This is a genomic window from Erwinia sp. BNK-24-b, from assembly GCF_047456155.1.
Lineage (GTDB): Bacteria > Pseudomonadota > Gammaproteobacteria > Enterobacterales > Enterobacteriaceae > Erwinia > Erwinia phyllosphaerae.
The window spans coordinates 2,802,519-2,826,081 of the sequence record NZ_CP179901.1; the positions used below are offsets into that span (position 1 = coordinate 2,802,519).

The window sequence follows — 23,563 nt, forward strand, 5'->3', positions numbered from 1 at the left end:
GATAGGAGAACTAAATGAAAACAGCCACAATCCAACAAACAATTGACGAATTACGACAGAGTCTGACGCATTATATCGAGGCTACATATCACATCGGTCACCCCTCCATAGTCAGACAACGTCGTGAACTCTTAAATCAGATCGGCGGCATCTATCAGGCTCCATACTTGGAATCAACGCCCCGCTATAAAAGCGCCTGCCCCTATACTCAGATTGATAGTTTGCCACCAGCAGCACTCGAAGCGTTGAGAGTTCTTTCCGACACAAGCTCAGGAAAGCCAGTGATCTACAATGCCCCCTATACCCATCAATTAGAGGCATTGCAAGAGACTCTCAATAATAATCGGAATCTTATGATTATGACGGGAACAGGGTCCGGCAAAACTGAATCTTTCCTCTTACCAATATTAGGGAAGTTCGCAATCGAAGCCCGTGAACACCCGGAACGTTTTAAAAAATATAACGCTGTTCGTGCATTAGTCCTTTATCCTATGAACGCGCTCGTCAACGACCAACTAAGTCGCTTACGAACAATGTTCGGTGCCTCTCAGACCATCACTCTATTTGAAAAATGGGCGAATCGTCCTGCACTGTTCGCACGTTATACAAGCCGTACACCGTATGCAGGACTCCGTACACCGAGTAAAGATAGCAAACGACTAGCATCCATTGGTGAATTTTTCGGCGAGATTGAGGATGCGAAAAGGCGACATGAACAATTACCCTCCGACGAGGAGGAAATGCGAGCTTCTGAACTTTTTAATACCCTAAAAATACGAGGAAAATGGCCTTCCAAAGAAAGTATTTCCGACTGGTTGGGGAAAGCCCCAGTACCTTGGGCGAAGCGAGGAATTTGCCGTCCACACGATGCAGAACTAATTACGCGTCATGAAGTTCATACATCTCCGCCCGACCTTCTAATCACCAACTATTCGATGCTTGAATACATGATGATGCGTCCCATTGAGCGAGGCATTTTTGATGCAACTAAAGAATGGTTAAATGCTTGTCCGGATGAAAAATTTCTTGTTGTACTTGACGAAGCTCATCTCTACAGGGGAGCACAAGGTGCTGAAGTCGGATTATTGATACGCAGGCTAAGAGAACGTCTTGGTATACCTGCCGAGAGGTTCCAAATCATATGCTCGACTGCTAGCTTCAGTGAGCAAGGTAAAAAGACTGCGGGCGTATTCGGAGCGCAGCTTTCCGGAGCTCCGGCCGAATCATTCGTGTCAATAGTAGGAGAACTACAGCTACGCTCTCCTGAAAACCAGGGATTAATGGCCGATGCAAGCACTCTCGCCACAGTTAACCTTGAGCAGTTCTATTCAGAAGACCAGAATCAACAATTGGCAGCGATTGAGAACTTTCTGGAGTTTCGAGGAGTGCCTGTAAAAGATGAAGGAGATGTGGACGCTAAACTCTATCGGGCACTGTGCGACTACGCGCCATTCAATCGCCTAGTAAATAAAACCATGACTGCTGCGGTATCGCTTTCTCAACTGCCGGCAATCATCTTTGACGATACAATCTCATCGGATCTTTTGGATAAAGCCACCACGGTATTGCTCGCATTTGGTAGCCGCGCAAAAAAAACACAAAGCGAACCTAGCCTTCTACCATGCCGAATACATTCATTCTTCCGTGGACTTCCAGGCTTATGGATATGTATGGATCCCAATTGCCCCGATGCTCCCAGCGACAGGCGAAGCCCTGCTGGCAGGCTATTTTCTCAGCCTCACGAGCGATGCAGTTGCGGCGCTCCAGTTTTGGAATATTATACTTGCCGTCACTGCGGTACTTCTTATGCAAGGGCCTATACAAATGATGTTAGGCAACCACGCTATTTATGGTCCAAAGAAGGTGAAAGAATTGAGACAGCTTCAGGGCTTCTAGAGGCTCTTCATCCTCTTGATCTTCTTATCGAAGAACCATCATCAGATGATAAAGCTAAAGCCGCTTACTATGATCTTATATCGGGCCAACTCAATCCAGATATTCTAGGAGAGAAATATCGAACTGTCTTTCTTGCTCCTTCTAAGCACTCATCAGGTGACTCTAAAGATACAACCCGCGGCGCGCGTCCTGGGCAATTCGCTCCTTGTGCATGTTGTAACCAAATGGCTGGTCATGGGCAATCAAGCGTTCAGGATCATCAAACCAAGGGCGATCAACCATTTCAGGCTTTGCTGGGGTCACAACTAAGAATACAACCTCCGGGCCCACAGCAATCAACTTCCTTTGCACCACTGCGTGGACGTAAGGTTCTCATCTTCTCAGATTCCCGCCAAGTGGCCGCTCGTTTGGCTGGCACACTTCAGAACTATTCCTTACGTGATGCTGTGCGTGCGCTCCTTCCGTTAGGTTACAAAATTCTTAGCCAAGATCCCGACTTCTCCAAAACTCTTGCACTCAACCATGGGTACTTATCAGTTTTAGTGGCTGCCCATAAGTTAGGAGTTCGACTAAGGCCCCAACTTGGTGAGGCCGAATCACTCTCAGAGGTTGAAGGACCAAGCCCAGGGCAGTCCCCTTCAGGTATTGAGCTATTTCAACTCTTCAGTTCGTTGTCCCGCTGTCCGCAGCGTCTTATGCAAGCCATCTCAGATACGGTTAAGCATACGAACATGGGACTTGATCTAGAAGCTTTGGCGATCGCCACTATTGGTGAGCCCCCTCACATCTCATCTAAGATTGTAAAACTTCCCGACCTACCAGGAGTTGCCGAAACCGATGAGGCAAAATTGACAGTCTGCAGAGCTTGGCTACGATGCTGGACGCTGGACCCCGGGATCTGGTTTTCTGACATGCCTGACTCTTGGTGGAATGACCGAATAAGGTCACATCAGGGAGTATTTACTGCCATGAACCGAGTTCTTGTATTGAAGGAGTCGAAATCAATATTCAAAAAGCAGTGGCTCCCTACTCTTATGACCACTTTCACAGAGCAAACAAGTGGGGGTGGCCACAGGCTACTTGCTTCAAAGCTTTCTCTTCACTTGAATGGCCAGTGGCGGAGATGTAACAGTTGCAAATCTGTTCATCGTCCAGTTGGCAATATAAATAAATGCATTGACTGCGATAGTTCAGATGTGAGCAACTTTGATCCTGATTTAGATGATGTTTATAAGGCACGTCGTGGTTTTTACCGCGACCCTATCGCTTTAGCGCTTGATGTTGAAGACCCCCAACTAATGACCATAATTGCAGCAGAGCACACAGCCCAACTTGGTGCAGCGCAGCCGGAACAAGCTTTCTCTCACGCAGAGCAACATGAAATAAGATTCCAGGACATAGATGTCGCCTGGAGAAATAAAGATCGTCCGGGTGAACCTGCTATTGACGTGCTTTCAAGCACGACAACTATGGAAGTAGGTATTGATATCGGTGATCTTTCCGGCGTGGCGCTTCGAAATATGCCGCCAACCAGAGCCAATTATCAGCAGCGCGCTGGTCGTGCTGGCCGACGTGCTAATGCTGTTGCCACTGTCGTAGCTTTTGGCAGCGCGGACAGCCATGACGAACACTATTTTACCGATCCTGAGGAAATGATACGGGGTAATGTTATTGATCCCAGACTCACATTAGAAAATCCGGAGATTACACGACGTCATCTTCGCGCCTACCTTCTTCAGCGCTACCATGAAGACCGTATTCCTGGACTAATACCTGGTGCCGATCCTAATTTATTTTCCGTTTTGGGCAAAGTTGGTGATTTCAAGACACAGGGGTCTTTGCTCAACCGTTATGATTTCGCTAAATGGCTAGAAGATAATAAAAATGATCTCGCTAGTGCGGCTGATCGCTGGCTCCCCACCGAGTTGTCGCCAGAAGATCGCCATAGTTTGATTACTGAAATGATGGTTGACGCGACAACAACTATTGACGAAGCCATAGATTTTATTCAGCCACAAGGGGAAGTCGTCGACGCCCCCCTAAAAGAGAGTAAGAACGACAGTGGTGACCTAACCCAGAATGAGATGGTGATCGAGTCGGACGACAACGCTCGTATTGTTGATCCCGCTACGGATAAACTACTTGACCGCCTCCTTTACCGAGGAGTAGTTCCCCGCTATGCATTTCCAACCGATGTTGTGGCGTTTCACGTTTTAAATCAACAGAAATCAACCACGTTCAAATCGGTTATTGATTATGCACCTACTCAGGGACTTGCACTGGCTCTATCTCAATATGCACCAAACAAGCAACTCTGGATAAACGGAAAACAGTATACTTCCAAAGCTATATATTCTCCTTATCCAGCCGACCGACGAAATGCTTGGGGAAAACGAAAACTCTATTTCGAATGCAGCAATTGCTCACATGCTAGAACTGACGATTACCTAAAAGAACGGGAGAATACGACAGAAACGTGCCCAGCCTGCAGCACCCGCAACTCTTTTGGGCCTGCAAGAGTCTGGTTCCGCCCTGTCGGATTTGCCCACCCAATAGACACTCCGCCGGAAACTGAGCCAGATTCACCAAACGAGACCGCTAGGGCGACACGAGCCAAGTTAGTTATGCAAACTCCTAAACCTGACAAGGGCTGGATTCAAGTATCCGAACGGGTACGTGCTTTTAAAGCGAAAGAATTTCTTTTGGTATCAAATACAGGCATCGATAAAGATGGTTACGATTACTGTCTTGCCTGTGGTCGAATCGAATCATCGGCGGCTCCCGAGGAAATACTTTCCCAACCCCACGCAACACCATTTCGCAGTGAAGAAGGCCGCCCATGCCAAGGAGGAGCGGCAAAACGTCACGTCATTCTCGGAACTGATTTTAAAACTGACATTGCATTATTTTCATTCCCGCTAATAGAGCCATTCCGGTTGTTACCCGGCAGTATAGAAGCTGATTCTGTACTTAGAACGCTATGTGAAGCTCTAGCCAAAGCAGCGTGTCAAACGCTCGATATTGAACCGGGGGAAGTTCTAGCCGAATACCGCCCAGCGTTGACAGAAAAAGGAGCAAGCGGTAACGAAGTTGAAATATTCCTATACGACACATTGGCAGGCGGAGCTGGATTTTCGACCGAACTTGTCAATCGGGCAAGAGAATTGTTTGAACATGCCAGGAACTTGCTAGCAAATTGTCCAGAAAACTGTGACACATCCTGCTATCGCTGCCTGCAGAGTTTCAGAAACCGCATGGACCACGCGCTTCTAGATCGCAAACTCGGTATTCAGTTTATTGAACATGCGTTTGATGGTGGATATCCATCTTATCCTGACGAGCGAACTCGACGATCACTTGATCTTCTCGCTCACGACCTGATTCGACAGTATGGAAACGATTTTTCTTTCTCTCGTAAAGTTCAAAAGTATGACACTGAAGCTGGAAGCATAGTAATTCCAATTGTTGCTACACGCTTAGCCACGGGCGCAGAAACTTGGATATCACTCAGTTCGCCATTGGCCCCAGCTATCCCGACAGAACATAAACTCCAGAAATTAAGTATTGAAGGAAAAGCAAAAATGGAGTGTGCTGATGACCTTGTCATTCGGAGACATTTACCTGAGGCAAGTTTGCAACTTAGAGGAAAACTGAGATAAGACCATAGTAATGTTTCATCCGGCGGCGACGAATTTCTTCGCCGCCCACTTACCAAGTGATCCATTAAAAGAAATGTTGGAAATGTACTCGTCATTTACTCTCATTACAGGCTATTCTAGCCAGTAATGAGAGTTAGTACATATCGATCAACTATTGCTGCTCTCTCCAGTCTTTAGTATAGAGAAGATCGTTATCGCTCAACTTGAGAACGGTATGAATCCGCAGCAATTGTTCAATTTTAGTACCAAATTTTGCAGCCTCATCAAAAGAAAGGAATACCTGCTTACGTTTAACAGATGCTAGAATTCGAATTATATGCCCTGTAGCAGGCACCTCAATATTCTTATAGATAACTGAGTCATGGATTATGAATGGCAGGTTAGTTAATGAAAGCATAGCAAGATCGAATGCAACTAAGCCTGCAAAAGACTTACCAGTACCAGTATCCTCAGGCGAGATGAAGTTGTATGAATTTGCATTTTTTATCCTAAGCTGAGATGCATTTCGGCTCGGCCCGTAAACTACTTTATTGAAGTTTTTTAGTTTAATATTTAGTGCAGATTCTATATTACGAAATATACCAATATATATCGCTTCCAAGCGTTCTTTAGATAGCAGCACGTCCTTGTCAAAGGCTACTTTTTTATCGTAAAAACTATTCTCCTCAGCGGCTTTATCCACAAGTTCTTTTAGTTCGAACACTCGCATGAATAAATCATCCGGCGTTCCCTTTGATGCCAATCCAGTTTGTATTTTATTTTCCAAACCAATGATCGCAGCATCGATTTCTAATAAGCGGTCAGAATATAAATCAAGATCTCTCTTAAGTTCCCTATGCACTATTTTTGTAATATTTTGATGAAAAGACTCAACCTGCTCAAGTCGTTTAGCATCTACATTAGGGAAAAATTCTTTAATAAGAGCAATATTAGCAGTTAATCTCGGCGTGATACCTGAGATATCTCGATTAATTCGTTCAACTTTTATAAGTGCATCATTTTTTTGGCTGACCAATTCATTTTTTTGCTGCTGAAGTTTTCGCAGTTGTTCGTCGAAAAGAGCTTCATAAGCACTTAGCGCTCCTGTAAATCCCTGTTTCAGCGCTTTAATAGCATCAGTGTTTTCAGTGATTGTTTTCTGATTTTCCTTATATTTAGTCTTGTTGATCTTGGGGATGATTTGAGCATTCATTGACTTGGATATAAGTTTTTTCTTTTCATTAAACTCGTCTAAAGTAGACTTCTCTTCAGCTATTTCTTCCGTGTATTCAAAAAAATCAATGAGGCGCCCAATAGCTACTCCTGCTGATTCTTTTACATCTCCAGAAAATGGTTGTTCAGGGTCTAATGCACCTTTATTCCATATTCGACTGAAAGGACTAACAAGTGAACGAAAACTGCTTTTTAGATGATTTAAATTATAGAGTACCTTGAGTTTTTCCGTATACTCATCAATACTAATTTCACCGACTTCTTTATAATTTATATTACAGACTTGAACCACACTCGATTCATTTGTTGAGCGTTTAAAGTAATATCTAATATCATCAAAAATAAATTCAAAGATATAATCATGGTGCCCCATTGATTTGATAACACCAGCCTTGTCATCCAGAAGAGACCTACCGCCCATAGCAAAATCAATGACCATCAAAGCAGAGGATTTTCCAATTGAGTTTTTAGCATTATCATCGCCAAGTATTACATTTAGACCATTATTGAATGATATTTCACCATGATTTAAAAGTGGGCAGATTATTTTAATTAACATACTTTATCGTTTCCATCGAAGAATCAAAATCAATCAAACCAAGAACATATAGGATATCTAAAGCATGTAAGAATTCAGAAGTGTCTTGAAAACCCTCAGAAGTTCTGATCAATAAATTAGACAGTTTTTCGTCGTCTGTTTTATTTTTTAAAATGACTAGCATTTTAAAAATGGTCGATTCCTCAAGAGTCGTGAATTTAGTTGGAACTAGCATCGAAGACCTCGCAATTTTGGATAAAAAATGATGTCAGGATCTTAGATGCGATAATCGATTTACCAGATTTCAAGCTTATCCATTGTGAAATATAGTTAAAAACCAAATCTTTATTATTAGGGTTTTGCTTTTCCATCACCAGATAATAGGAATTTACTTGATTCTGCAAGATTCTTATTGCAGCTTGATCCAACTGTTCGATAAGACGGATATGATTTCTAATGGGCATAAAATAGTCGATAACATTTGAACGAATCTCTCGCTTCTGTAAAGGACTCATATCGGTCTTTAGTTTTTCATTAAGGGAGCTGACGTCTAGGTTAGTCTCAGACAAATCATCAAAAATATCTTCATCAAGCACAATGAGATCTAATATTTCGCAAACCTCATTTTGCAGGGCATATTGAGAGGCTGTTTGTTTTGCTTTTGCCTCACTAAGATATCCATTTTTGATATTATAAAGTCGAAGATACTCTTCGATTTTGAAATCTTTGTCATACTTTGTATGGCAATTCGGGCATAAGAGAATTACATTATCAAGGGAATTGATGTCATCCGGTGCTGAATATTTTTCAAGAGCCTTTGCCTGTAATTTATTCGGATTTAATGGATAAATATGAGCTATCTCATATCCTATAGTTGGATACCTTGAACTTGCTTTCTTAAACATCATAGCCAACGCACAGAGCGGACAACAGCCTCCAGTCTCCGCATATAGAATGCTGTGTTCATTAGCATGGTATTTAACTCTTGGATTTGCCATATAATTGATATCCTACTCAATTTTGGTTCTTTACCCTAATGGACTCAAAAGCATTATGAGCGCGTGGATTTCAGCCCACGGCTAAAGCAGTCAACAATCCCTTAGCCCATTATCAGTACAGCCCACTAAATTTGTTTGATGCCATCAAATGTTAAAACAATCTCAGATTTTGTACATAAGTTCAATTGTAAGTATCCGGGTAAAACGAACCAATCACATTCAGAGGTCTTCCGACATACTGACTATGTCCCCTGAGGAGAGCACCATGCCTAAAGGCAGATACACCGAACAATGGATCATTGCCGTACTAGAAGTCCGTCGAAGCCGGACATACCGCTAAGGGTGTCTGCCGTGTGAAGCCAGCTTTTACAACTGAAAAGCGAAGCTTAGAAGTATGGAAGCCTATGATATTTAAACGATAAATGACTTGGCGGATGAAACCGTTTAGTTTACTTAAAGCGATGTTTGCTGATCTCAGCCTTAAATGCCAGACACTTAAAGACGTCATCAAAAAACATCTGCAAAACCATCGATAAGGTCTGAGCTCGTCGGTTATCTGACTGCACAATTTAACACGGACATCCTCTAGACCTGCTGGAGGCTATCGCTGAGCAGGAGGGTCTATTTTCACCCAACACGATAAACCGGTGACCCCGGTGCTGACTGAGCAGGCAGAGCGCTACCGGCAATACGGTTTAAGAAGTTGTTCCAGTTGCTGTTCAAGCAGGGTAACATCGAGAACCATAACGCGTTCATCAGATTTACTTCCTCCTGAAACTGAACTTTCGTCTCCAGGGAAAGCAACGTTTGCCAGCGCGTAACCCAGAGCCTCTGGTAACACCTGAGGCCTTTAACCAGAACTGTTGATCAACTTCATGCATGATGCGCGGGTCTGTGGCAGACGCTTTCGGACCCTCTATGTCGTCGATGACTTTAACTGCGAGGCCCTCGAAATAGAAGTCGGTCAGATTATTCGGGCATAGCGGGTGATCAAGGTGCTGGACATGGTATTTGCAAATAGGGGTTATCCGCTGAAACTGAGATGGACCATGGTCCGGAAATGGTCTCACTTGCGCAGTGGGCTGAAGTGCATGGAGTAATCCTGGCATTTATCAAAACGAGAAATTCAAAGCAGAATGCCTTTATCGAACAGTTTATCCAGACAGAAATTCTGGATTTTTATCTGTTAAAGCCCTAGATAATGTAAAGAAATTCACTGAGTGCTAGTTGATTGAATACAACAGCGACCGCCCTCATGAATCTGAACAACCTGACACTGGAAGAGTACTGGCTAATGGCTGAAAAACTGGAAATATCAAAAAATTCGAGATTCAAAAATGGGTTTGACTACAGAACCAAAGGATCTGCACCCCCAAGAATTATATAGATCATAAATTGGGTAATTAAATATTAAATGGAATGTTCATTTAATATAAAATAGCATCTCACCAGATAAACAATACTATGCTTTTAATTTGTTAATATAAAAAGAGGTAATTATGAGCAATGACTTTCTTGGGGAGCTGTTTGGTGTCCCCTTCTTCAGACCAACCAATTTTGATAGTATCATCCAGTTAGTGGATATTTTCCCAGAATTGATCTGGAAGCAAACAGAGAAAGGTGATAAAACGATAACCGAGGCCAGCAATAATATTATTGTTGAAGTTTATAGTTTCGCTGAACAACTCCCAGAACCTGAATCATCTATATTTATCACTCTCTTTGAAAGCGAATTAACAAAAAGAGAAGAAGCATTTTCTGAGGAGTATATAATGGACCCGAATAAATTAAGATGGAGCTTCCACATCCGCTTCAAAATATCAGAACCTTTAGGTTCTGATCTAAATACTCTACATTTTTTTGACAAGTACACTATTGAAGCTGATGAAAATCAGACTTTAAAAAATGCTAAAACACTAGTTTTCAAGACTTCAGAGTTCCTAACTTACAAAGAAGCTTTCATTGCATCAAAAAAAATCGAGCAATCCTTGATATTGGCTTTTTCAGAATTAGGAATTGGAATAACCTACCCTAAAAATTTAGCTTCAGAATCTGAATTTGAAAAAATAAGAACGACAATCGAAGATAAATTTTTCACCGAGCATACAACTATATACGATACGCATTACGAAAGGCCGTTAATTCACTTTAGTGACAAATACGGCATTGTGATGTTTCAAGAGAAATCAATCCCTTTTGATAGTAAATACTCAGAGGAAAAAGAACCTGCGGACACAAATAAACTTCATGATTCTTTTATTAAGCATTATAATCAGCTTAATAGCCATTCTATTAGCGACTATAGTTTTAAAAAACTAGAAGTGGCTACATCGATATTTACAACATCAATTTTTGAGGATTCACTTATTAACAAAATAATACTTTCAATGACAGTTATTGAAGTCTTATCAAATAAAACCAGAAAATCTGATGAAGAACAAAAAGGCATAGACCATTTAGTAACGGCCGTTAACACAAATAATGACATTGATGAAAATATCAAGAAAAAATTGATACAAACATTAGATTTTGCCAGAACTGAATCTATAGGTAAAAGCTGCAAAATATTAGTAAAGGAATTACTAGAAGGTAAGGACGCGAAATTATTCCATAAACTCTATGAGTATAGATCTCAATTAGTTCATGCCGGTACTTTAAAAGACAACAAAGAGGAGATGTACAAAATATATAGCGATTCTTATAGCTTAACTAAAAGATTGCTAATAGCATATCTAAACCAACTAAATAACTCTAATCAGTGAGTCTAGTTAATTATTAATAATATGGGTTAGTTTTTTTCGGGCGTGTCCGTATGTGGAGGAAACCATCGCAGCTTTTAATCGCTGAGTCATTGAATAGTTAACTAAGTTGTCTAGGGTTATGTTACTGCTCCAGGGTGAATCACTCCGCTCTATCAATGTTGTACAGCCTTTATAGAGCAGGGTGATAGTGGATAACTGTTCAATAATTATGTCCATATCGTCCCTACTCAAGGGGCCAGATTAAGGGGGTTACCTGGCGCCTCCTTCATAGTTACTGAGCTTGAGAACAGTAATAATGAATAGATAATCCGTGACGATTCCTCACATGCACGGGACCTTTCAAATCAGTTTATGTCATCAGCGCCGATTGGTGGTCACATTGGGGGTCTTGACAGAAAGGGAATTCAGGTTTAGCTTTAATATTAGCCAGTTACTGGCAAAGGCGATCCCAGTCAGAGGAGCCAAATTTAAAAAGCCCGCTCTTATGAGCGGGCTTTTTGCTGGGAAATATTCAGTCACCCTTCCGCATCAATAATGACTAATCGACTTCTGTCAGATTAATGCCAGTTACGTTTGGCAGGCACAGCGCGGCAATAATTCCAGTGCAATATGACACAATCGCCAGTATGCCCATCGAATAGCCTAAAGCAAAATGACTCGACGCAATTCCTACCAGAGCAGGCATTAATGAACCAAAGCCGCGTCCAAAGCTGGCACAAAAACCAGCCCCGCTACCGCGAATATGCGTTGGATAAAGTTCAGAAAAAGCGGGTGCCAGACCTGAAGCTAAACCGCCCTGCAAAGCACCCAGAAAAAACCCCAGTACAAGCGTGATATTTAAGCTGAAGATGGCAAACATATAAACGCTGACCACCGCCATCTGGCACAGTAGAAACAGTATGATAGTTTTCCAGCGGCCAAATTTATCGCTTAGCCTGCCGTAAAGAAATGGCCCGCCTAACGAACCAAGGATATTTATCGCTAAATAGCCGGACATAGATACTACCGGCAAGCCAAGCTCCATACGTAAATAGGTTGGCAGCCAGGTGATCATTATGTAAGCCCCGCCAAATATTCCACTTGCCAGGATTGTGGCCGTAACGGTAATACGACGATGGCCGGACTGAAATATCTCTGTGACTTTGCCAGATTTCTTATCTGCCCTTGAAAAAACGGGTGATTCAGGAACCAGACGACGAATGAACCACACTAAAACCGCAGGCACTATGCCGATAAAAAAGAACACTTTCCATGCCGTTTCCTGCGGGAAAAAGTTCAGTAAAACAGGTAAAACAGCCAGCGAAATGGCATAGCCAATTGCGTATCCACTTTGAATCGATGCCCCAACACGTCCACGATAGCTGGCGCGAATAACTTCGCTGATTAGTACTCCTCCAACGACCACTTCTCCGCCGTAGCCCAGGCCCTGTAAAAAACGAACGATAAGAAACTGCCAGAACTCGCCGCATAGCGCAGTAAGTGCCGTAAAGCAGGCAACCCATAATACCGTTAGCTGCATGACGCGTATGCGGCCCCAGCGATCGGCCAGCATACCCGAGCTCCACCCTCCAAGCGCGCTACCGATTAACGATGCGGAGCCTAATATACCGGCCTCAGATTTAGTCAGTATGGCCAGGCTTAATAAAATTGGCATCACCAGCGCAAAAATCGTGCTGTCCATGGAGTCAAGGACGAATCCACCTAAACATGCCCACCAGGTCTTTTTTTCATTTCCGGTGAGTTCGCTATACCATCCTGTTTTCATTTTTCACCTGCTATTGGCTATAAGAAACAAAAAGAGAAGCTTTTTTAAAGAAAGTTTTTTTGATGGTGCCTTTTAGAAATATATTAAAAATAAAATAGACAACAGCGATTCCGTAATCTTTTGTGAGCGTTATCCCATTACTGCTCGGATATAAAACAAAGAAAAATACCATCCGTATGTTTCAAGGAAAAATAAAATCACTAATACTTATTCAGCTATGAGTTTTATTTATCGCGCACTGATTTATTGTGGCAGGAGTGCCGTAGGTAAAATCGCCGTTAATTTGCTTCTGGATTTTAATAAAAATTTTTCACACAGTATTGAGAGGTAAAGAGGGAATGGGAAGCTAATTTTCAATATCGAATATTAACGAACGAAACAATTAGTCATTTCTCTTGATAAAAAATAAAATCGGGCACCTGACTTCAACGGCACCAGGTATCAAAAAAAATGGAAGACTAATGTTAAAGAGGTTGACAATAAACCAGCTTTTTCTCTAATAAAATAACTCCAACCAAAATAAATAAGCACAACCAATAAAAATGCATCCGATAAATCTTTTTCTCAGGCCAATCAAAATCGCCTGATACGTCGTCGCATCACGTTCCGCCTGATTATTAAAAAAAGCAATTCCTTTTGAATTAAACCCGTGCTCCACAACTTTTTCCATTTCCCAATTATTTACATGAAAAACCTTGACTAATTCCCCTCGCTGTTGGCTATGACAACCTATTTAATGTTGAGAACAACTAAATTCGGTTAATCACAAATTTTATGGGTCATTTTCGATACGTTTTTACACCGGAGAAACTGGCGATTTTCCGTATAAGTCGGATGGGTACAGGCACATGCAACCGGGAAAAATTCGCCCCCCATTTCAAACCTTAAATTTACTGCAATCTTTTGATAATCATCACAGAAAAAAATTACGATATTTAATATAAAAAACCGCTTCAACAGGCCGAACTCTCAACATTTATTCAAAAGGGAATTTTTATGAGTGCTATAACCCCGGATATGCCAGGAGCATTTGGCGATGGCGTAACGATATCCGGCGTTGAAGCTATTGCGAGCTGGGCCGTTGGAGCTGCATTAGGCGCGACAATAGCAGCATTTCAGTATGGGGAAACTTGCTGGTGGTAACTCACAAAATTAAATGGGCTATTTTAAACGCCGTAATTCTTATTATTGTTAATTCAATTTTTAAATACTTTTCCACTGAGGAGTTTTGGACAATAAAAAACATATTCCAGGTTTTTATTACTGCTGTACTAATCGCAATCGTTAACTATAAATTTATAAAATAGATTGAAGAGCGGTTTACTTCCCTTCTTAAGTCGTAAAACACATGCGGCAGCGTTTAAATTTTTACTTATCTGGGTTAAAGCTTTACGGGATATATAAATATCTGACAACGCTTCGGTAAGCAGACAACAAAAATATCAAAAGCGCGCTGATTGGTGTCATCGGCGCGCCTTACTTACGTTTCACCAATTATTTTTTTTATCGGTAACCAATCGCATCACTCAGACGATGATTACGACGACCAGTTTTATAATGGTTCGGATCCCTGTCATCCGCTTTCCCTTATCGAGAAACTGCGACCGACCAGCACAGCCCTCATATTTTCCCATAGCAGATCGCTCTATTGTCAAAGCTTGTTTGCTATATTTAAACCTCTCAGGAACAGTTTCAAAAAACCGGCTACCAGCCGTTTTTTTGTGCCTGCTTTATAGCAAGTCGAGATAGCTCAATAAGCTATCTTTTTTCGCTACTGGAAGCCCACAACGCAGATAGATAAAAGTTTTACTGTCATAATCTCTATTTGCCGGTAAACGGCTTTTTTGTGCACAGGAAACGCATCTGAAATAGCAGTCTTCCAGTTTCTCGAAGATCTTCCAGGCAGGTCTGTTTTAAGCATTTTCGCGTGACCAGCGGCGACGCATGCTGTCCTTACAGAAGGAGACTTTTTTATCGCCGCCTTTTGGTGAAACAGAACAGGGAATTGATATTCAAAAACTCGTGGGCTAAAAATCACAAAAAATGACGGACAAATGCAATGATGACCACGGCAAAGGATTGAACAGGCCCATCACCTTCTTTCGTTAACAGGACTTTAAAGCTGCGCTGGTAAATCTCGATCCACTCACCAGCCTGACGCAACGTGAAATGGTAATTGAACTACGCGAGGTTCTGTAAAAAATCAATGGTCGTAACCATCCGCCGCCCGCGCGGGCTATCTTGATACTCTCTCTGTATGCTGTTTTGATGTCATCGTAGCGCGCCATTGCTGCCTTCCCACACAACTATTTTTAGATACAGTGGTAATGCCCATTACTAAAAGCGAGCGATACGGTTGCGGTCCGCAATTATGTGTTTACGTAACCTCTAAAAAAATCCATATTAATAGCTCTGATACAACTATTAGCTTAAGGATGAGTGATGGATACTGTTGAAGAACTGAATAACACATATTATTACGCAGGTAGATCTAATCTTACTGCCTGTGAACTGCTTTTCATGATATTTTGTGAGAAAACTGTCGAGCAGTTGGGCCTTGGCATCGCGGATTTTAGTGCAGTCGTTGCTCTTTTAGCAGGTAGGAACGATCAGTTAACGCGAACAAAACCGCGTGATGCGCTCGAGGGAACCTCGCGCTTATCTAAGGCGTCGCGTAGGGTTTTCGGAAATGCAAAATTTCCCTATGGAATTAGGTTGCCGACCTTTATTGGTGGCTATACACCCCGGACGATGAAGCTGAGAATGGTTGCTAAAATAGGGACATTTACTGGCCGTACTATCCCCGTTGGGGGGTGGATGATTTTGGCTTCAGACATGTCAAAAATTTCATATAAAACAGTTCGTGATTATAATAGTATTGCACGCGGTAAGGATAAAATATGGTGACGGATGAAGAAGTATTGAAGTTTTTCCGTGATGATCTTTCTATACCTGTTAACTGGAAAGGGAAAGCAGTCCCTCTTGAACTTGATACGCATTTGCAGGATTATGCGGCCCCAGATGAATTACCGTATACTATAGAAGATTTCGGTAAAAAATTTAAAATTGATGTATCAGTAATAGATATGAATTATTACTGTCCAATAGTAAGAATTCCATTCATTAAGCAACTTATAAATGGTAAAAAATTAAAAGAAGAAAAACTAAAAAATCGGCCAGAATTTACTGTGCGAATGTTTGCAGAGTCTGCGAAAGCAGGCCGCTGGCTATACGATTGATTCAGGCAAGGCCCGGCAATGGCCTGGCCTAAGCCGAAGTCACCAACCTGGCGGTTTTTTATCTGGGGCGGTTTTTTATCTGGGGCGGTTTTTTATCTGGGAGCCGCATCTTCATTCCTAAACCTTTTATATCAATAGCTTAACGTCCACTTTTATCTTACGTTAAGCTCACAGGCTTAAAGTTTACAAGCGACGCATTCGAAAAAATCCTACTTTGAAAAGATAGTACGCTAATTTTAGACAAAATTAATATTGCGTTAACTTATACTATCTTTGTTTCCTTGGGCTGTGTGCGGATATTGCAGTAATCATGTTAAAGCATTGCATCCTTTACTTGGGCTAAAATAAACGCCTGTCAGGTAATCCATGTTCACCACCATTAATCCTGTGTGTCATTGCCACAATATCATCTTTATCTGCCAGCCTGTTTAACCCATGCTGCGTCCAGAAAAGACCTGCTGAATCAAGGGCGAGTAGTATATCACTGGCTAAAATTTCAGGATGATGAATCAAATCTTTGTATAAATCTTCGCCAGTTTTATCGTAATTATAACGACCCGTGATTGGTATGAATCCTCTTCCTCTTGATATATAACCGTCACCTCGCTTAGTTTTTCCCAACTGCTTGTTGCCTTCATAGGCATTATGATTCGGGTCTATACCCTGCTCGGTTAATGAAGAAAAGCCCTTACTTCCTTTACAAAGCTGCGCAAGAAAGTGGCAGATGCTTAATCTCGATCCACTCACCAGCCTGACGCAACGTGAAATGGTGATTGAACTAAGCGAGGTTCTGTACAAAATCAACGGTCGTAACCATCCGCCGCCCGCGCGGGCTATCTTGATACTCTCTCTGAAAGCTGTTTTGATGTCATCACAGCGCGCCATTGCTGCCTTCCCACACAACTATTTTTAGATACAGTGGTAATGCCCATTACCAAAAGCGAGCGATACTGTTGCAGTCCGCAATTATGTGTTTACGTAACCTCGAAAAAAATCCATATTGACAGCTCCGATACAATTATTAGCTTAAGGATGAGTGATGGATACTGTTGAAGAACTGAATAACACATATTATTACGCAGGTAGATCTAATCTTACTGCCTGTGAGCTGCTTTTCATGATATTTTGTGAAAAAACTGTCGAGCAATTGGGTTTAACGATAGCTGATACAGGAGCGGTTATCGCAATAGTTTCAGGCAGAAATGATATCCCAACCAGAACCAAGCCTGGTGGCACGATTGTGAATACGTCACGAGCCTCAATAGCTTCACGTCGTGTTTTTAAAAATGTAAAGTTCCCATACATGATTAAGCTGCCAACATTAATTGGTCACATTACCAATCCCAAAAGTCTAAAAATAAGAATGGTTGCAAATATAGGGACATTTGTAGGACGCACGATTCCTGTGATGGGCTGGCTTATTTTAGCGTCTGACGTATCGCAAATTACATATCGTACAATGATAGATTATAACCGCATTGCAAGAGGTAGTGATAAAATATGGTAGATAACATTGAAAGTAAAATATTTGAGTTGGTGGGGGCGTTCACCGGATTCGGATTAAAAGAGCTATCATTGACTGCTGAAACCGATATTGATGCGGATTTAAAATTGGACGATAGTGAGGCTGAAGAGTTGATGGAGATATATTTTAATCAGTTTAGAGTTAAAAAGCTAAATTTTAATATTAATACATATTATCCTCAAAAGCCGTTATCATTAAATCCATTCAAAAAAAAACCTCCTGTAGCCGTGCCAGCTTTTACGATTGGAATGTTAATTGAATCAGCAAAAGCAGGCCGCTGGCTATACGATTGATTCAGGCAAGGCCCGGCAATGGCCGGGCCTGATGCTACTTTAATAGCTGTAGCGCTAAATCTTCGGTCAGGTCCGGCTCGCCTTTTGACAGCTTCACTACCATATTCGCTAAACGCTCATTCGTAACCGGTCGACTTTCAGTAAGGCTCAAGACAAAGCAAATATTGCCCGGGCTGAAGGGACGCCGGCAACGTTTCATGAACAGCCTTCGCTGTCTGAACGGTTCTCGAGGGAACAGGGAGTGGATACCAGACTTTTACTGGGTCATAAATCGCAAAGACAGACCGACAGATATCATGACGATCGGGGCAAGGAATGGTTGCTTGTTGCGCTTTAAAAGGGCGGGTTTTGATAAAATTTTGATAACCGTTAGCAGGCTATCAAAAGCCAACACAATTTCAACAACCGTGTTGGCTTAGTGTTGCAAGAAGCAGCTTACATATGCTGAATCATAGCATCGCCAAACTCTGAAGATTTCAGCAGCTTAGCGCCGTCCATCAGACGTTCGAAGTCATAGGTAACGGTTTTGGCAGCAATCGCGCCTTCCATACCTTTAACAATCAGGTCTGCGGCTTCGAACCAGCCCATGTGACGCAGCAGTATTTTTGCAAAGTAGTGTTATGTTACTGATAAGCATAGATTTTACCTATGCTTTATGCAGGGATGTGCTTCACAATTAATGTCTTGAAACCCCTTTAAAATCAGCTCACTGCTATGAGTTTTGGGGAATAAAATCCGCGGCAAATCCTTCAAAATTCACCATTGTTTGGATTTAATAGCTGGAATGTTCGCCTGTCGCCTTCTTCCGTCGATACATCTTTAAAGATGCACTGGTAGATCTCGATCCATTCATTAGCCTGACGCAACGTGAAATGGTGATTGAACTTAGCAAGGTTTTGCACAAAATCCACGGTAGCGACTGTCCGGCGTCCTTGCGAGCTTATCCTGATACTTTCTCTGTATGCTGCAATGTCATCATAGCGTGCCATAGCTGCCTTCCCAGTAAACTGCTTTTATATACAGTATTTAGGTGGACTTGAAATGGCAAGTAACTTATCTGGATTACCTGTTTACACAACGACAAAATGAACACATTATAACTGTGGTTAATAGATAACCATATGTTTCTGCTGTGTATGTTGTGAGTCCCCATCAGCAGATCTATGAAAAACAACAAGGATTGTAAAAATGTCACATAATGTATTACTAGCGGAAAAACTTGAAGCAGACAGGTATTTATCTTTATTATTGGAAAAAAGCATACACAAAACAAAAGAAGAAGCATTAAAGCAAGCTAAACTCATTGGAAGTGGAATCCAGCGTCTGACATGGTATTCCTCTTGTTTTTTTGAAAACTATAAAGATGTTTGTGAAAAACAAAAAATTGAAGATATACGATTTGCCAAGGCGCTTATTAAAATAATAAAAAACCTAAACTCTAATGTTATAAATGAAATGGTCACTATATTTGTTGACCAAATGGTAAGAGGCTTATCCGATGAAAGAATTAGAAATATTACGCGAATATTAGCACGAAATGGTTCATCGATCACAACATCAACATTAACATTAACAAAACTTTCCTTTAGTTATACAATTGCTTCTGCTGTGAGTTCAGGTTTTGGTATGCGCGCTGCTATCGATAGCGCCACCACTTTGTGGACAGGAAGAGCTGTTTTAACTGCAAATTTATACGGTTATGTCCAAAAAGCCGCGAATGCAGCAGAAAGGCTAAAAAAGAGAAATTTAATTTATTATTCTGCGCTTTATCAAGAAGAATTAGAAATGCTTTATTTTCTTATTGAACCCTTAATCAATAGAGTTGATAACTTCGGCAGATCATTCCTCACAGATCAAGAGATAGCGAGTAATATTTTAAGGATTACATCATGAAAAAAATGCTAAGGGTTTTTTGGCAAGATTTAATAAGAATAATTACGAGAATATACTTGCCGCTATGTACAACTGTAATCTTCGCCATGATTGCAGCCAACTTCTGGCCTGATTATTTTCATGTTACTACTTTTATCTATCTGGTTATTTCCTTTTGCGTTAGCGATTATCTTTTTAAGAAAAAACCCAAATGATATAAAGCCCGGCAATGCCGGGCCTGTTGTTATTTAAGTATCTGCAAAGCAAACTCTTCTGCTGAATCCGGATCACCGTCTGATAGCTGTCGAATCATCTTTGCCATGCTCTCATTTGTGACCGGCTGCTCTGCGGCCAGCAGTTGAATAGCGGCCTCGCCGAACAACTGGCATACAGCATCGCGTGCCTGTTCTGTGAAATCCGTTTCCATAACCTTTCCTTTATTGCGATGAATTAAACCACCGAATAATAAGAAAGTTGCTCGTTACCGATCCCCTCACTATCTCCTGACTCTATATTAAAAATAATCATTCCAGAAGTATAATTACTGTACGTAATCGTCGATGGAAACCACGTACTTAGCCCGATAATAGACTAAGACGGCGAGCTAATCGGCACTGCTGTCAACGTTCCTACACCGGGTCCGTTCTTGCTGAGTTCAACGTTTCCCGTAGCATAACCTGTAATAGCATAAAGCTGCGTTAGTTGGGATGTGCTGAAGCTGTCGGAAGACGTCATTACCGTATCATCCATTAACGTTCATGCTATCAGTGTCATTCTGCGCTACTGGTATAGTTTGTACTGACGGCAAACTACGCTTTATTTCTTTTTTTTATCCCTGTCAGACGTTCCCAGAAATAATTTAGCGCCGCAGATCCCATTGTCCCGGACATGCCAGCGGCAGCGAGCGTGTAATAGATGCTGAGGCGCGATTCCATCACGCGCAGTCTGCCCATCAATCCGGCAAAACCTGGCACGACAACTTGCGCAAGAGCAGCGATCCAGCTCCACGCTGGATTTTTCCTGTAAATCTAAAAATATATTTAATCAGCCTGCCCCATATAGACATAAAAATAATGAGCACCGAGGCCAATAGGCCATAGGTGCCGGGGCTCTATGTGGCATTTTCATAGCTTCGCCTTCATGAGCGGGTGGCTGTGTTATAAGAGAAATAAAAAAGGCCTACCGAAGTGAGCCTTTGAGGTATTAAAGTTAATTTATATCCTGACTATCTTTATAAATATTTCCCAAAACATTTTTTATACAAATCGGCATCATTCTCTGTCTGAAGAAACTTCTGGCTTCAGAATAAGGAGTTGTCATTCCTTCTTGCATTTTTCTAAACCCTTCAGCCCCTTCAATAGAAACTTTCACAAAATCAGTTTCATCTATCTTGAAATCTGATAATGAATATCCAGAGTTTTTGAATTTTTTGACCTCTCCGTCAACTATATGCGAAATATTTGCATCGGTTGCCATAGCCTTATCGGTTATTTGCCATTCCATTTCGCATAAATCTTGAGCAGCTTTTTGAGGGTTACTGATGGCGGCAAAAGATGGACTAGCCAATAATACAAAAATAAAAGCTAATAATTTCATAGCCCCTCCTTGAGAAAAGAAGAACTTTAACCTTAAAACTGGCAAAGGTGAAGGCCGTACTAATAAAATGCAAACAATAACTCCCCCCGCGATTATGCCAGGGCTTAAATATTTTATGTTTATAAGACCACTACATCTCCGATCTTGTCTGTTCAAATCTGGCCCTTTCTAAGGGGGCAAGTACTTTACCAACCTTGATACAGCTGAATGAGCTATAACAGCTGCTATGCGCGCCAGTGCTCACAGCATAGAAATGTGAGGGCATTTATCCTTTCCGAACGCTGGCGTTTGACCATACTGTCAGTTACCGGGTTATTACTTACCTTAAAAAAGGAAGCACTGAGCTTTACCTACGCCAAAATTCAGAGTTGTTCTTGAATACAAACTCTATAATGGCAAACCTTATATCGCGCCTTCCATACCTTTAACAATCAGGTCTGCGGTTTCGAACCAGCCCATGTGACCCAGCAGTATTTTTGCAAAGTAGTGTTATGTTCCTGATACGCGCAGACTTTCCCTATACTTTATGCAGGGATTTACTCCACAATTAGTGTCTTGAAACCGCTTTAAAATCAGCTGACTGCTATGAGTTTTGGAGAATAAATATCTGCGGCGAATTCTTCAAAATCCGCCGTTGTTTGGATTGAACAACTGGAATGTCCGGCGATCGCCCTCTTCAGTCGAAACGTCCTTGAAACCGAGTTGGTAGATTTCAATCCACTCGTTCGCCTCGCGCAGCGTCCAGATATAATTGTATTGCGCCAGGTTCTGCACAAAATCGACAGCCATTACCGTTCTGCGCCCTTTCCCGTCAATTTTGATGCTTTATCTGTATGCGCTGCCGATGTCGTCGTAGCACGCCATACGCCCCTCAATTACTGTTTTTATATACAGCAGTAGACCCTATCGACAGAAGCAAGCGATACTATTGCAGGCCGCGATCATGTGTTTACGTAATAATCAAAATCTTTCATCATGTAGTCGGAAATTTATCAACTTAAGGACAAGTTATGGATACTGTTGAAGAGTTAAACGGAACCTATTTCTACAAAGGAGTCTTCAACCTTTCGGCGGGGGAATTGTTTTTCTGGATTTTTCTTGATGCTGTACATGAACAATTCGGTGTGTCTGACATTGTAGCGGCGGTCGGTGTCATTCTGGGACAACCTACTCGCCCGACAAGAGGTAAATTCGCAGGCGCAACCAAGGGTACTTCAATAGTTTCTGAAACCTCGCGTCGTTATCTAAATATAGAGCTGCCGTTCCGCCTACCGACATTTACTAATGCCAGCCTCAGAACCCTGAAGCCCAAATTTGTTAACAATCCTGGCGCTTTCGTCGGACGAACCGTTCCGGTGCTTGGCTGGGCAGTCTGTGCATCTGATATAGCAATAATAGCATTCAGGGCGACCACGAACTACAACCGGATAGCCAGAGGAAACGACAAGATATGGTGACTGATGAAGACGTTCTGGATTTCTTCCGCAGAGAACTGCCTCTGGTAACATCTCTACGCCTGAAACCCGTTCAGCTGAAGCCAGACACCATCCTGCAAGAATATGCAGAAGTTGAGGATCTGGCACAGGCGATAGACAGATATGCAGATAAATTCGGTATCGACGTATCTGTATTAAATATTGAAAATTATTTCCCCTGGGAAACCCCATGGTTTTTCCGAAAATGGTTTACCAAAAAATCTGTAAAGCCATCCCGGAAGCCACTAACAGTTGCAATGTTTGCTGAATCAGCAAAAGCAGGCCGCTGGCTATACGATTGATTCAGGCAAGGCCCGGCAATGGCCGGGCCTGATGCTACTTTAATAGCTATAGCGCAAAATCTTCCGCCAGGTCCGGCTCGCCTTCTGACAGCTTCACTACCATATTCGCTAAACGCTCATTCGTATCCGGCCGACCTTCAGTAAGGCTCAGGACAAAGCAAATATTGCCCGGGCTGAAGGGACGCCGGCAACGTTTCATGAACAGCGTTCGCTGTCTGAACGGTTCTCGAGGGAACAGGGAGTGGATACCAGACTTTTACTGGGTCATAAATCGCAAAGACAGACCGACAGATATCATGACGATCGGGGCAAGGGATGGTTGCTTGTTGCGCTTTAAAACGGCGGGTTTTGATAAAATTTTGATAACCGCTAGCAGGCTATCAAAAGCCAACACAATTTCAACAATCGTGTTGGCTTAGTGTTGCAAGAAG

At 42.0% G+C, this 23,563-nt stretch carries 21 protein-coding genes and 4 pseudogenes; 14 read left to right on the plus strand and 11 right to left on the minus strand.

Annotation, left to right across the window (positions count from 1 at the left end):
- Positions 1-14 precede the first annotated feature (14 nt).
- Positions 15-5,555: a DEAD/DEAH box helicase gene (locus ACMGGR_RS12675; RefSeq protein WP_217331640.1), complete on the plus strand. Its 5,541-nt coding sequence runs from the start codon at positions 15-17 to the stop codon at positions 5,553-5,555.
- A 151-nt stretch (positions 5,556-5,706) separates the two neighbouring features.
- Here ACMGGR_RS12675 and ACMGGR_RS12680 read toward each other — a convergent pair whose 3' ends face one another.
- From ACMGGR_RS12680 to ACMGGR_RS12690, 3 genes are read right to left on the minus strand one after another with little or no spacing between them, the layout of a single operon-like run.
- Positions 5,707-7,326: a DUF2326 domain-containing protein gene (locus tag ACMGGR_RS12680; RefSeq protein ID WP_414147017.1), complete on the minus strand. Its 1,620-nt coding sequence runs from the start codon at positions 7,324-7,326 to the stop codon at positions 5,707-5,709.
- Positions 7,316-7,540, minus strand: coding sequence for an ABC-three component system middle component 7 (locus tag ACMGGR_RS12685; protein WP_342366741.1), 225 nt, complete (start codon positions 7,538-7,540; stop codon positions 7,316-7,318). Before ACMGGR_RS12685 ends, ACMGGR_RS12680 begins: the two co-directional genes overlap by 11 nt.
- Positions 7,524-8,303, minus strand: coding sequence for an ABC-three component system protein (locus ACMGGR_RS12690; RefSeq protein ID WP_414147018.1), 780 nt, complete (start codon positions 8,301-8,303; stop codon positions 7,524-7,526). The genes ACMGGR_RS12685 and ACMGGR_RS12690 overlap by 17 nt, the downstream gene beginning before the upstream one ends.
- Before the next feature lie 265 nt (positions 8,304-8,568).
- On the opposite strand from ACMGGR_RS12690, the pseudogene ACMGGR_RS12695 reads away from it, so the two are divergent.
- The 3 genes and pseudogenes from ACMGGR_RS12695 (at position 8,569) to ACMGGR_RS12705 (ending at position 11,600) form a co-directional block, all read left to right on the plus strand.
- Positions 8,569-9,690 (plus strand): annotated as a pseudogene (locus ACMGGR_RS12695) (DDE-type integrase/transposase/recombinase).
- A gap of 112 nt (positions 9,691-9,802) precedes the next feature.
- Positions 9,803-11,065, plus strand: coding sequence for a hypothetical protein (locus tag ACMGGR_RS12700; RefSeq protein ID WP_414147019.1), 1,263 nt, complete (start codon positions 9,803-9,805; stop codon positions 11,063-11,065).
- A 325-nt stretch (positions 11,066-11,390) separates the two neighbouring features.
- On the plus strand, positions 11,391-11,600 hold the full coding sequence (locus ACMGGR_RS12705) for a hypothetical protein (RefSeq protein ID WP_414148959.1): 210 nt from the start codon (positions 11,391-11,393) through the stop codon (positions 11,598-11,600).
- Between the two features lie 3 nt (positions 11,601-11,603).
- Here ACMGGR_RS12705 and ACMGGR_RS12710 read toward each other — a convergent pair whose 3' ends face one another.
- A complete protein-coding gene (locus ACMGGR_RS12710; RefSeq protein WP_414147020.1) occupies positions 11,604-12,830 on the minus strand; it encodes an MFS transporter in 1,227 nt (408 codons plus the stop codon).
- A gap of 2,442 nt (positions 12,831-15,272) precedes the next feature.
- Between ACMGGR_RS12710 and ACMGGR_RS12715 the strand changes: the two genes are divergently transcribed.
- Positions 15,273-15,737: an STM2901 family protein gene (locus ACMGGR_RS12715; protein WP_414147021.1), complete on the plus strand. Its 465-nt coding sequence runs from the start codon at positions 15,273-15,275 to the stop codon at positions 15,735-15,737.
- Positions 15,731-16,069, plus strand: coding sequence for a DUF1493 family protein (locus ACMGGR_RS12720; RefSeq protein ID WP_414147022.1), 339 nt, complete (start codon positions 15,731-15,733; stop codon positions 16,067-16,069). Before ACMGGR_RS12715 ends, ACMGGR_RS12720 begins: the two co-directional genes overlap by 7 nt.
- A gap of 339 nt (positions 16,070-16,408) precedes the next feature.
- Here the strand turns inward: ACMGGR_RS12720 and ACMGGR_RS12725 are convergent, their stop codons facing one another.
- Positions 16,409-16,816 (minus strand): glycoside hydrolase family 19 protein, encoded by a 408-nt coding sequence (locus ACMGGR_RS12725; RefSeq protein ID WP_414148960.1) that lies wholly within the window; start codon positions 16,814-16,816, stop codon positions 16,409-16,411.
- Here ACMGGR_RS12725 and ACMGGR_RS12730 point away from each other — a divergent pair.
- From ACMGGR_RS12730 to ACMGGR_RS12745, 4 genes and pseudogenes are all read left to right on the plus strand, one after another.
- Positions 16,794-16,982: a hypothetical protein gene (locus tag ACMGGR_RS12730; RefSeq protein ID WP_414149018.1), complete on the plus strand. Its 189-nt coding sequence runs from the start codon at positions 16,794-16,796 to the stop codon at positions 16,980-16,982. The two genes, ACMGGR_RS12725 and ACMGGR_RS12730, sit on opposite strands and share 23 nt — an antisense overlap.
- 126 nt (positions 16,983-17,108) lie before the next feature.
- Positions 17,109-17,576 (plus strand): STM2901 family protein, encoded by a 468-nt coding sequence (locus tag ACMGGR_RS12735; protein WP_414147023.1) that lies wholly within the window; start codon positions 17,109-17,111, stop codon positions 17,574-17,576.
- Positions 17,570-17,887 carry a DUF1493 family protein gene (locus ACMGGR_RS12740; RefSeq protein ID WP_414147024.1) on the plus strand — a complete coding sequence of 106 codons (318 nt, stop codon included), beginning with the start codon at positions 17,570-17,572 and terminating at the stop codon, positions 17,885-17,887. The genes ACMGGR_RS12735 and ACMGGR_RS12740 overlap by 7 nt, the downstream gene beginning before the upstream one ends.
- A 136-nt stretch (positions 17,888-18,023) precedes the next feature.
- Positions 18,024-18,224: pseudogene (locus tag ACMGGR_RS12745) on the plus strand (integrase); the annotation flags it as partial.
- A 98-nt stretch (positions 18,225-18,322) separates the two neighbouring features.
- Here ACMGGR_RS12745 and ACMGGR_RS12750 read toward each other — a convergent pair.
- A pseudogene (locus tag ACMGGR_RS12750) lies at positions 18,323-18,496 on the minus strand (NADP-dependent isocitrate dehydrogenase); the annotation flags it as partial.
- A 140-nt stretch (positions 18,497-18,636) separates the two neighbouring features.
- The gene (locus tag ACMGGR_RS12755) at positions 18,637-18,876 is read right to left on the minus strand and encodes a DNA polymerase V (protein WP_414147025.1); all 240 of its coding nucleotides are present in this window, start codon (positions 18,874-18,876) and stop codon (positions 18,637-18,639) included.
- A gap of 199 nt (positions 18,877-19,075) precedes the next feature.
- Between ACMGGR_RS12755 and ACMGGR_RS12760 the strand changes: the two genes are divergently transcribed.
- The gene (locus ACMGGR_RS12760; RefSeq protein WP_414147026.1) at positions 19,076-19,780 is read left to right on the plus strand and encodes a hypothetical protein; all 705 of its coding nucleotides are present in this window, start codon (positions 19,076-19,078) and stop codon (positions 19,778-19,780) included.
- Between the two features lie 223 nt (positions 19,781-20,003).
- Here the strand turns inward: ACMGGR_RS12760 and ACMGGR_RS12765 are convergent, their stop codons facing one another.
- The 4 genes from ACMGGR_RS12765 to ACMGGR_RS12780 all read right to left on the minus strand — a co-directional run bounded on the left by ACMGGR_RS12765 (position 20,004) and on the right by ACMGGR_RS12780 (position 22,144).
- The gene (locus ACMGGR_RS12765; RefSeq protein WP_414147027.1) at positions 20,004-20,186 is read right to left on the minus strand and encodes a hypothetical protein; all 183 of its coding nucleotides are present in this window, start codon (positions 20,184-20,186) and stop codon (positions 20,004-20,006) included.
- Positions 20,187-20,568: 382 nt separating this feature from the next.
- Positions 20,569-20,712, minus strand: coding sequence for a hypothetical protein (locus tag ACMGGR_RS12770; RefSeq protein WP_343215880.1), 144 nt, complete (start codon positions 20,710-20,712; stop codon positions 20,569-20,571).
- 256 nt (positions 20,713-20,968) lie between these two features.
- The gene (locus ACMGGR_RS12775) at positions 20,969-21,355 is read right to left on the minus strand and encodes a hypothetical protein (RefSeq protein WP_414147028.1); all 387 of its coding nucleotides are present in this window, start codon (positions 21,353-21,355) and stop codon (positions 20,969-20,971) included.
- Between the two features lie 621 nt (positions 21,356-21,976).
- Positions 21,977-22,144 (minus strand): hypothetical protein, encoded by a 168-nt coding sequence (locus ACMGGR_RS12780; protein ID WP_414147029.1) that lies wholly within the window; start codon positions 22,142-22,144, stop codon positions 21,977-21,979.
- 221 nt (positions 22,145-22,365) lie between these two features.
- Between ACMGGR_RS12780 and ACMGGR_RS12785 the strand changes: the two genes are divergently transcribed.
- The 3 genes and pseudogenes from ACMGGR_RS12785 to ACMGGR_RS12795 form a co-directional block, all read left to right on the plus strand.
- The gene (locus tag ACMGGR_RS12785) at positions 22,366-22,812 is read left to right on the plus strand and encodes an STM2901 family protein (RefSeq protein ID WP_414147030.1); all 447 of its coding nucleotides are present in this window, start codon (positions 22,366-22,368) and stop codon (positions 22,810-22,812) included.
- The gene (locus ACMGGR_RS12790) at positions 22,806-23,132 is read left to right on the plus strand and encodes a DUF1493 family protein (RefSeq protein ID WP_414147031.1); all 327 of its coding nucleotides are present in this window, start codon (positions 22,806-22,808) and stop codon (positions 23,130-23,132) included. Before ACMGGR_RS12785 ends, ACMGGR_RS12790 begins: the two co-directional genes overlap by 7 nt.
- Positions 23,133-23,268: 136 nt before the next feature.
- Positions 23,269-23,469 (plus strand): annotated as a pseudogene (locus ACMGGR_RS12795) (integrase); the annotation flags it as partial.
- Positions 23,470-23,563 lie beyond the last annotated feature (94 nt).

Excerpts from the sequence above, each read along its gene's own strand:
- ACMGGR_RS12675 (WP_217331640.1), top strand. The coding sequence starts at position 15 with ATGAAAACAGCCACAATCCAACAAACAATTGACGAATTACGACAGAGT.
- ACMGGR_RS12680 (WP_414147017.1), bottom strand. The coding sequence starts at position 7,326 with ATGTTAATTAAAATAATCTGCCCACTTTTAAATCATGGTGAAATATCA.
- ACMGGR_RS12685 (WP_342366741.1), bottom strand. The coding sequence starts at position 7,540 with ATGCTAGTTCCAACTAAATTCACGACTCTTGAGGAATCGACCATTTTT.
- ACMGGR_RS12690 (WP_414147018.1), bottom strand. The coding sequence starts at position 8,303 with ATGGCAAATCCAAGAGTTAAATACCATGCTAATGAACACAGCATTCTA.
- ACMGGR_RS12700 (WP_414147019.1), top strand. The coding sequence starts at position 9,803 with ATGAGCAATGACTTTCTTGGGGAGCTGTTTGGTGTCCCCTTCTTCAGA.
- ACMGGR_RS12705 (WP_414148959.1), top strand. The coding sequence starts at position 11,391 with ATGCACGGGACCTTTCAAATCAGTTTATGTCATCAGCGCCGATTGGTG.
- ACMGGR_RS12710 (WP_414147020.1), bottom strand. The coding sequence starts at position 12,830 with ATGAAAACAGGATGGTATAGCGAACTCACCGGAAATGAAAAAAAGACC.
- ACMGGR_RS12715 (WP_414147021.1), top strand. The coding sequence starts at position 15,273 with ATGGATACTGTTGAAGAACTGAATAACACATATTATTACGCAGGTAGA.
- ACMGGR_RS12720 (WP_414147022.1), top strand. The coding sequence starts at position 15,731 with ATGGTGACGGATGAAGAAGTATTGAAGTTTTTCCGTGATGATCTTTCT.
- ACMGGR_RS12730 (WP_414149018.1), top strand. The coding sequence starts at position 16,794 with ATGCTTAATCTCGATCCACTCACCAGCCTGACGCAACGTGAAATGGTG.
- ACMGGR_RS12735 (WP_414147023.1), top strand. The coding sequence starts at position 17,109 with ATGGATACTGTTGAAGAACTGAATAACACATATTATTACGCAGGTAGA.
- ACMGGR_RS12740 (WP_414147024.1), top strand. The coding sequence starts at position 17,570 with ATGGTAGATAACATTGAAAGTAAAATATTTGAGTTGGTGGGGGCGTTC.
- ACMGGR_RS12755 (WP_414147025.1), bottom strand. The coding sequence starts at position 18,876 with ATGGCACGCTATGATGACATTGCAGCATACAGAGAAAGTATCAGGATA.
- ACMGGR_RS12760 (WP_414147026.1), top strand. The coding sequence starts at position 19,076 with ATGTCACATAATGTATTACTAGCGGAAAAACTTGAAGCAGACAGGTAT.
- ACMGGR_RS12765 (WP_414147027.1), bottom strand. The coding sequence starts at position 20,186 with ATGGAAACGGATTTCACAGAACAGGCACGCGATGCTGTATGCCAGTTG.
- ACMGGR_RS12770 (WP_343215880.1), bottom strand. The coding sequence starts at position 20,712 with ATGGGCAGACTGCGCGTGATGGAATCGCGCCTCAGCATCTATTACACG.
- ACMGGR_RS12775 (WP_414147028.1), bottom strand. The coding sequence starts at position 21,355 with ATGAAATTATTAGCTTTTATTTTTGTATTATTGGCTAGTCCATCTTTT.
- ACMGGR_RS12780 (WP_414147029.1), bottom strand. The coding sequence starts at position 22,144 with ATGGCTGTCGATTTTGTGCAGAACCTGGCGCAATACAATTATATCTGG.
- ACMGGR_RS12785 (WP_414147030.1), top strand. The coding sequence starts at position 22,366 with ATGGATACTGTTGAAGAGTTAAACGGAACCTATTTCTACAAAGGAGTC.
- ACMGGR_RS12790 (WP_414147031.1), top strand. The coding sequence starts at position 22,806 with ATGGTGACTGATGAAGACGTTCTGGATTTCTTCCGCAGAGAACTGCCT.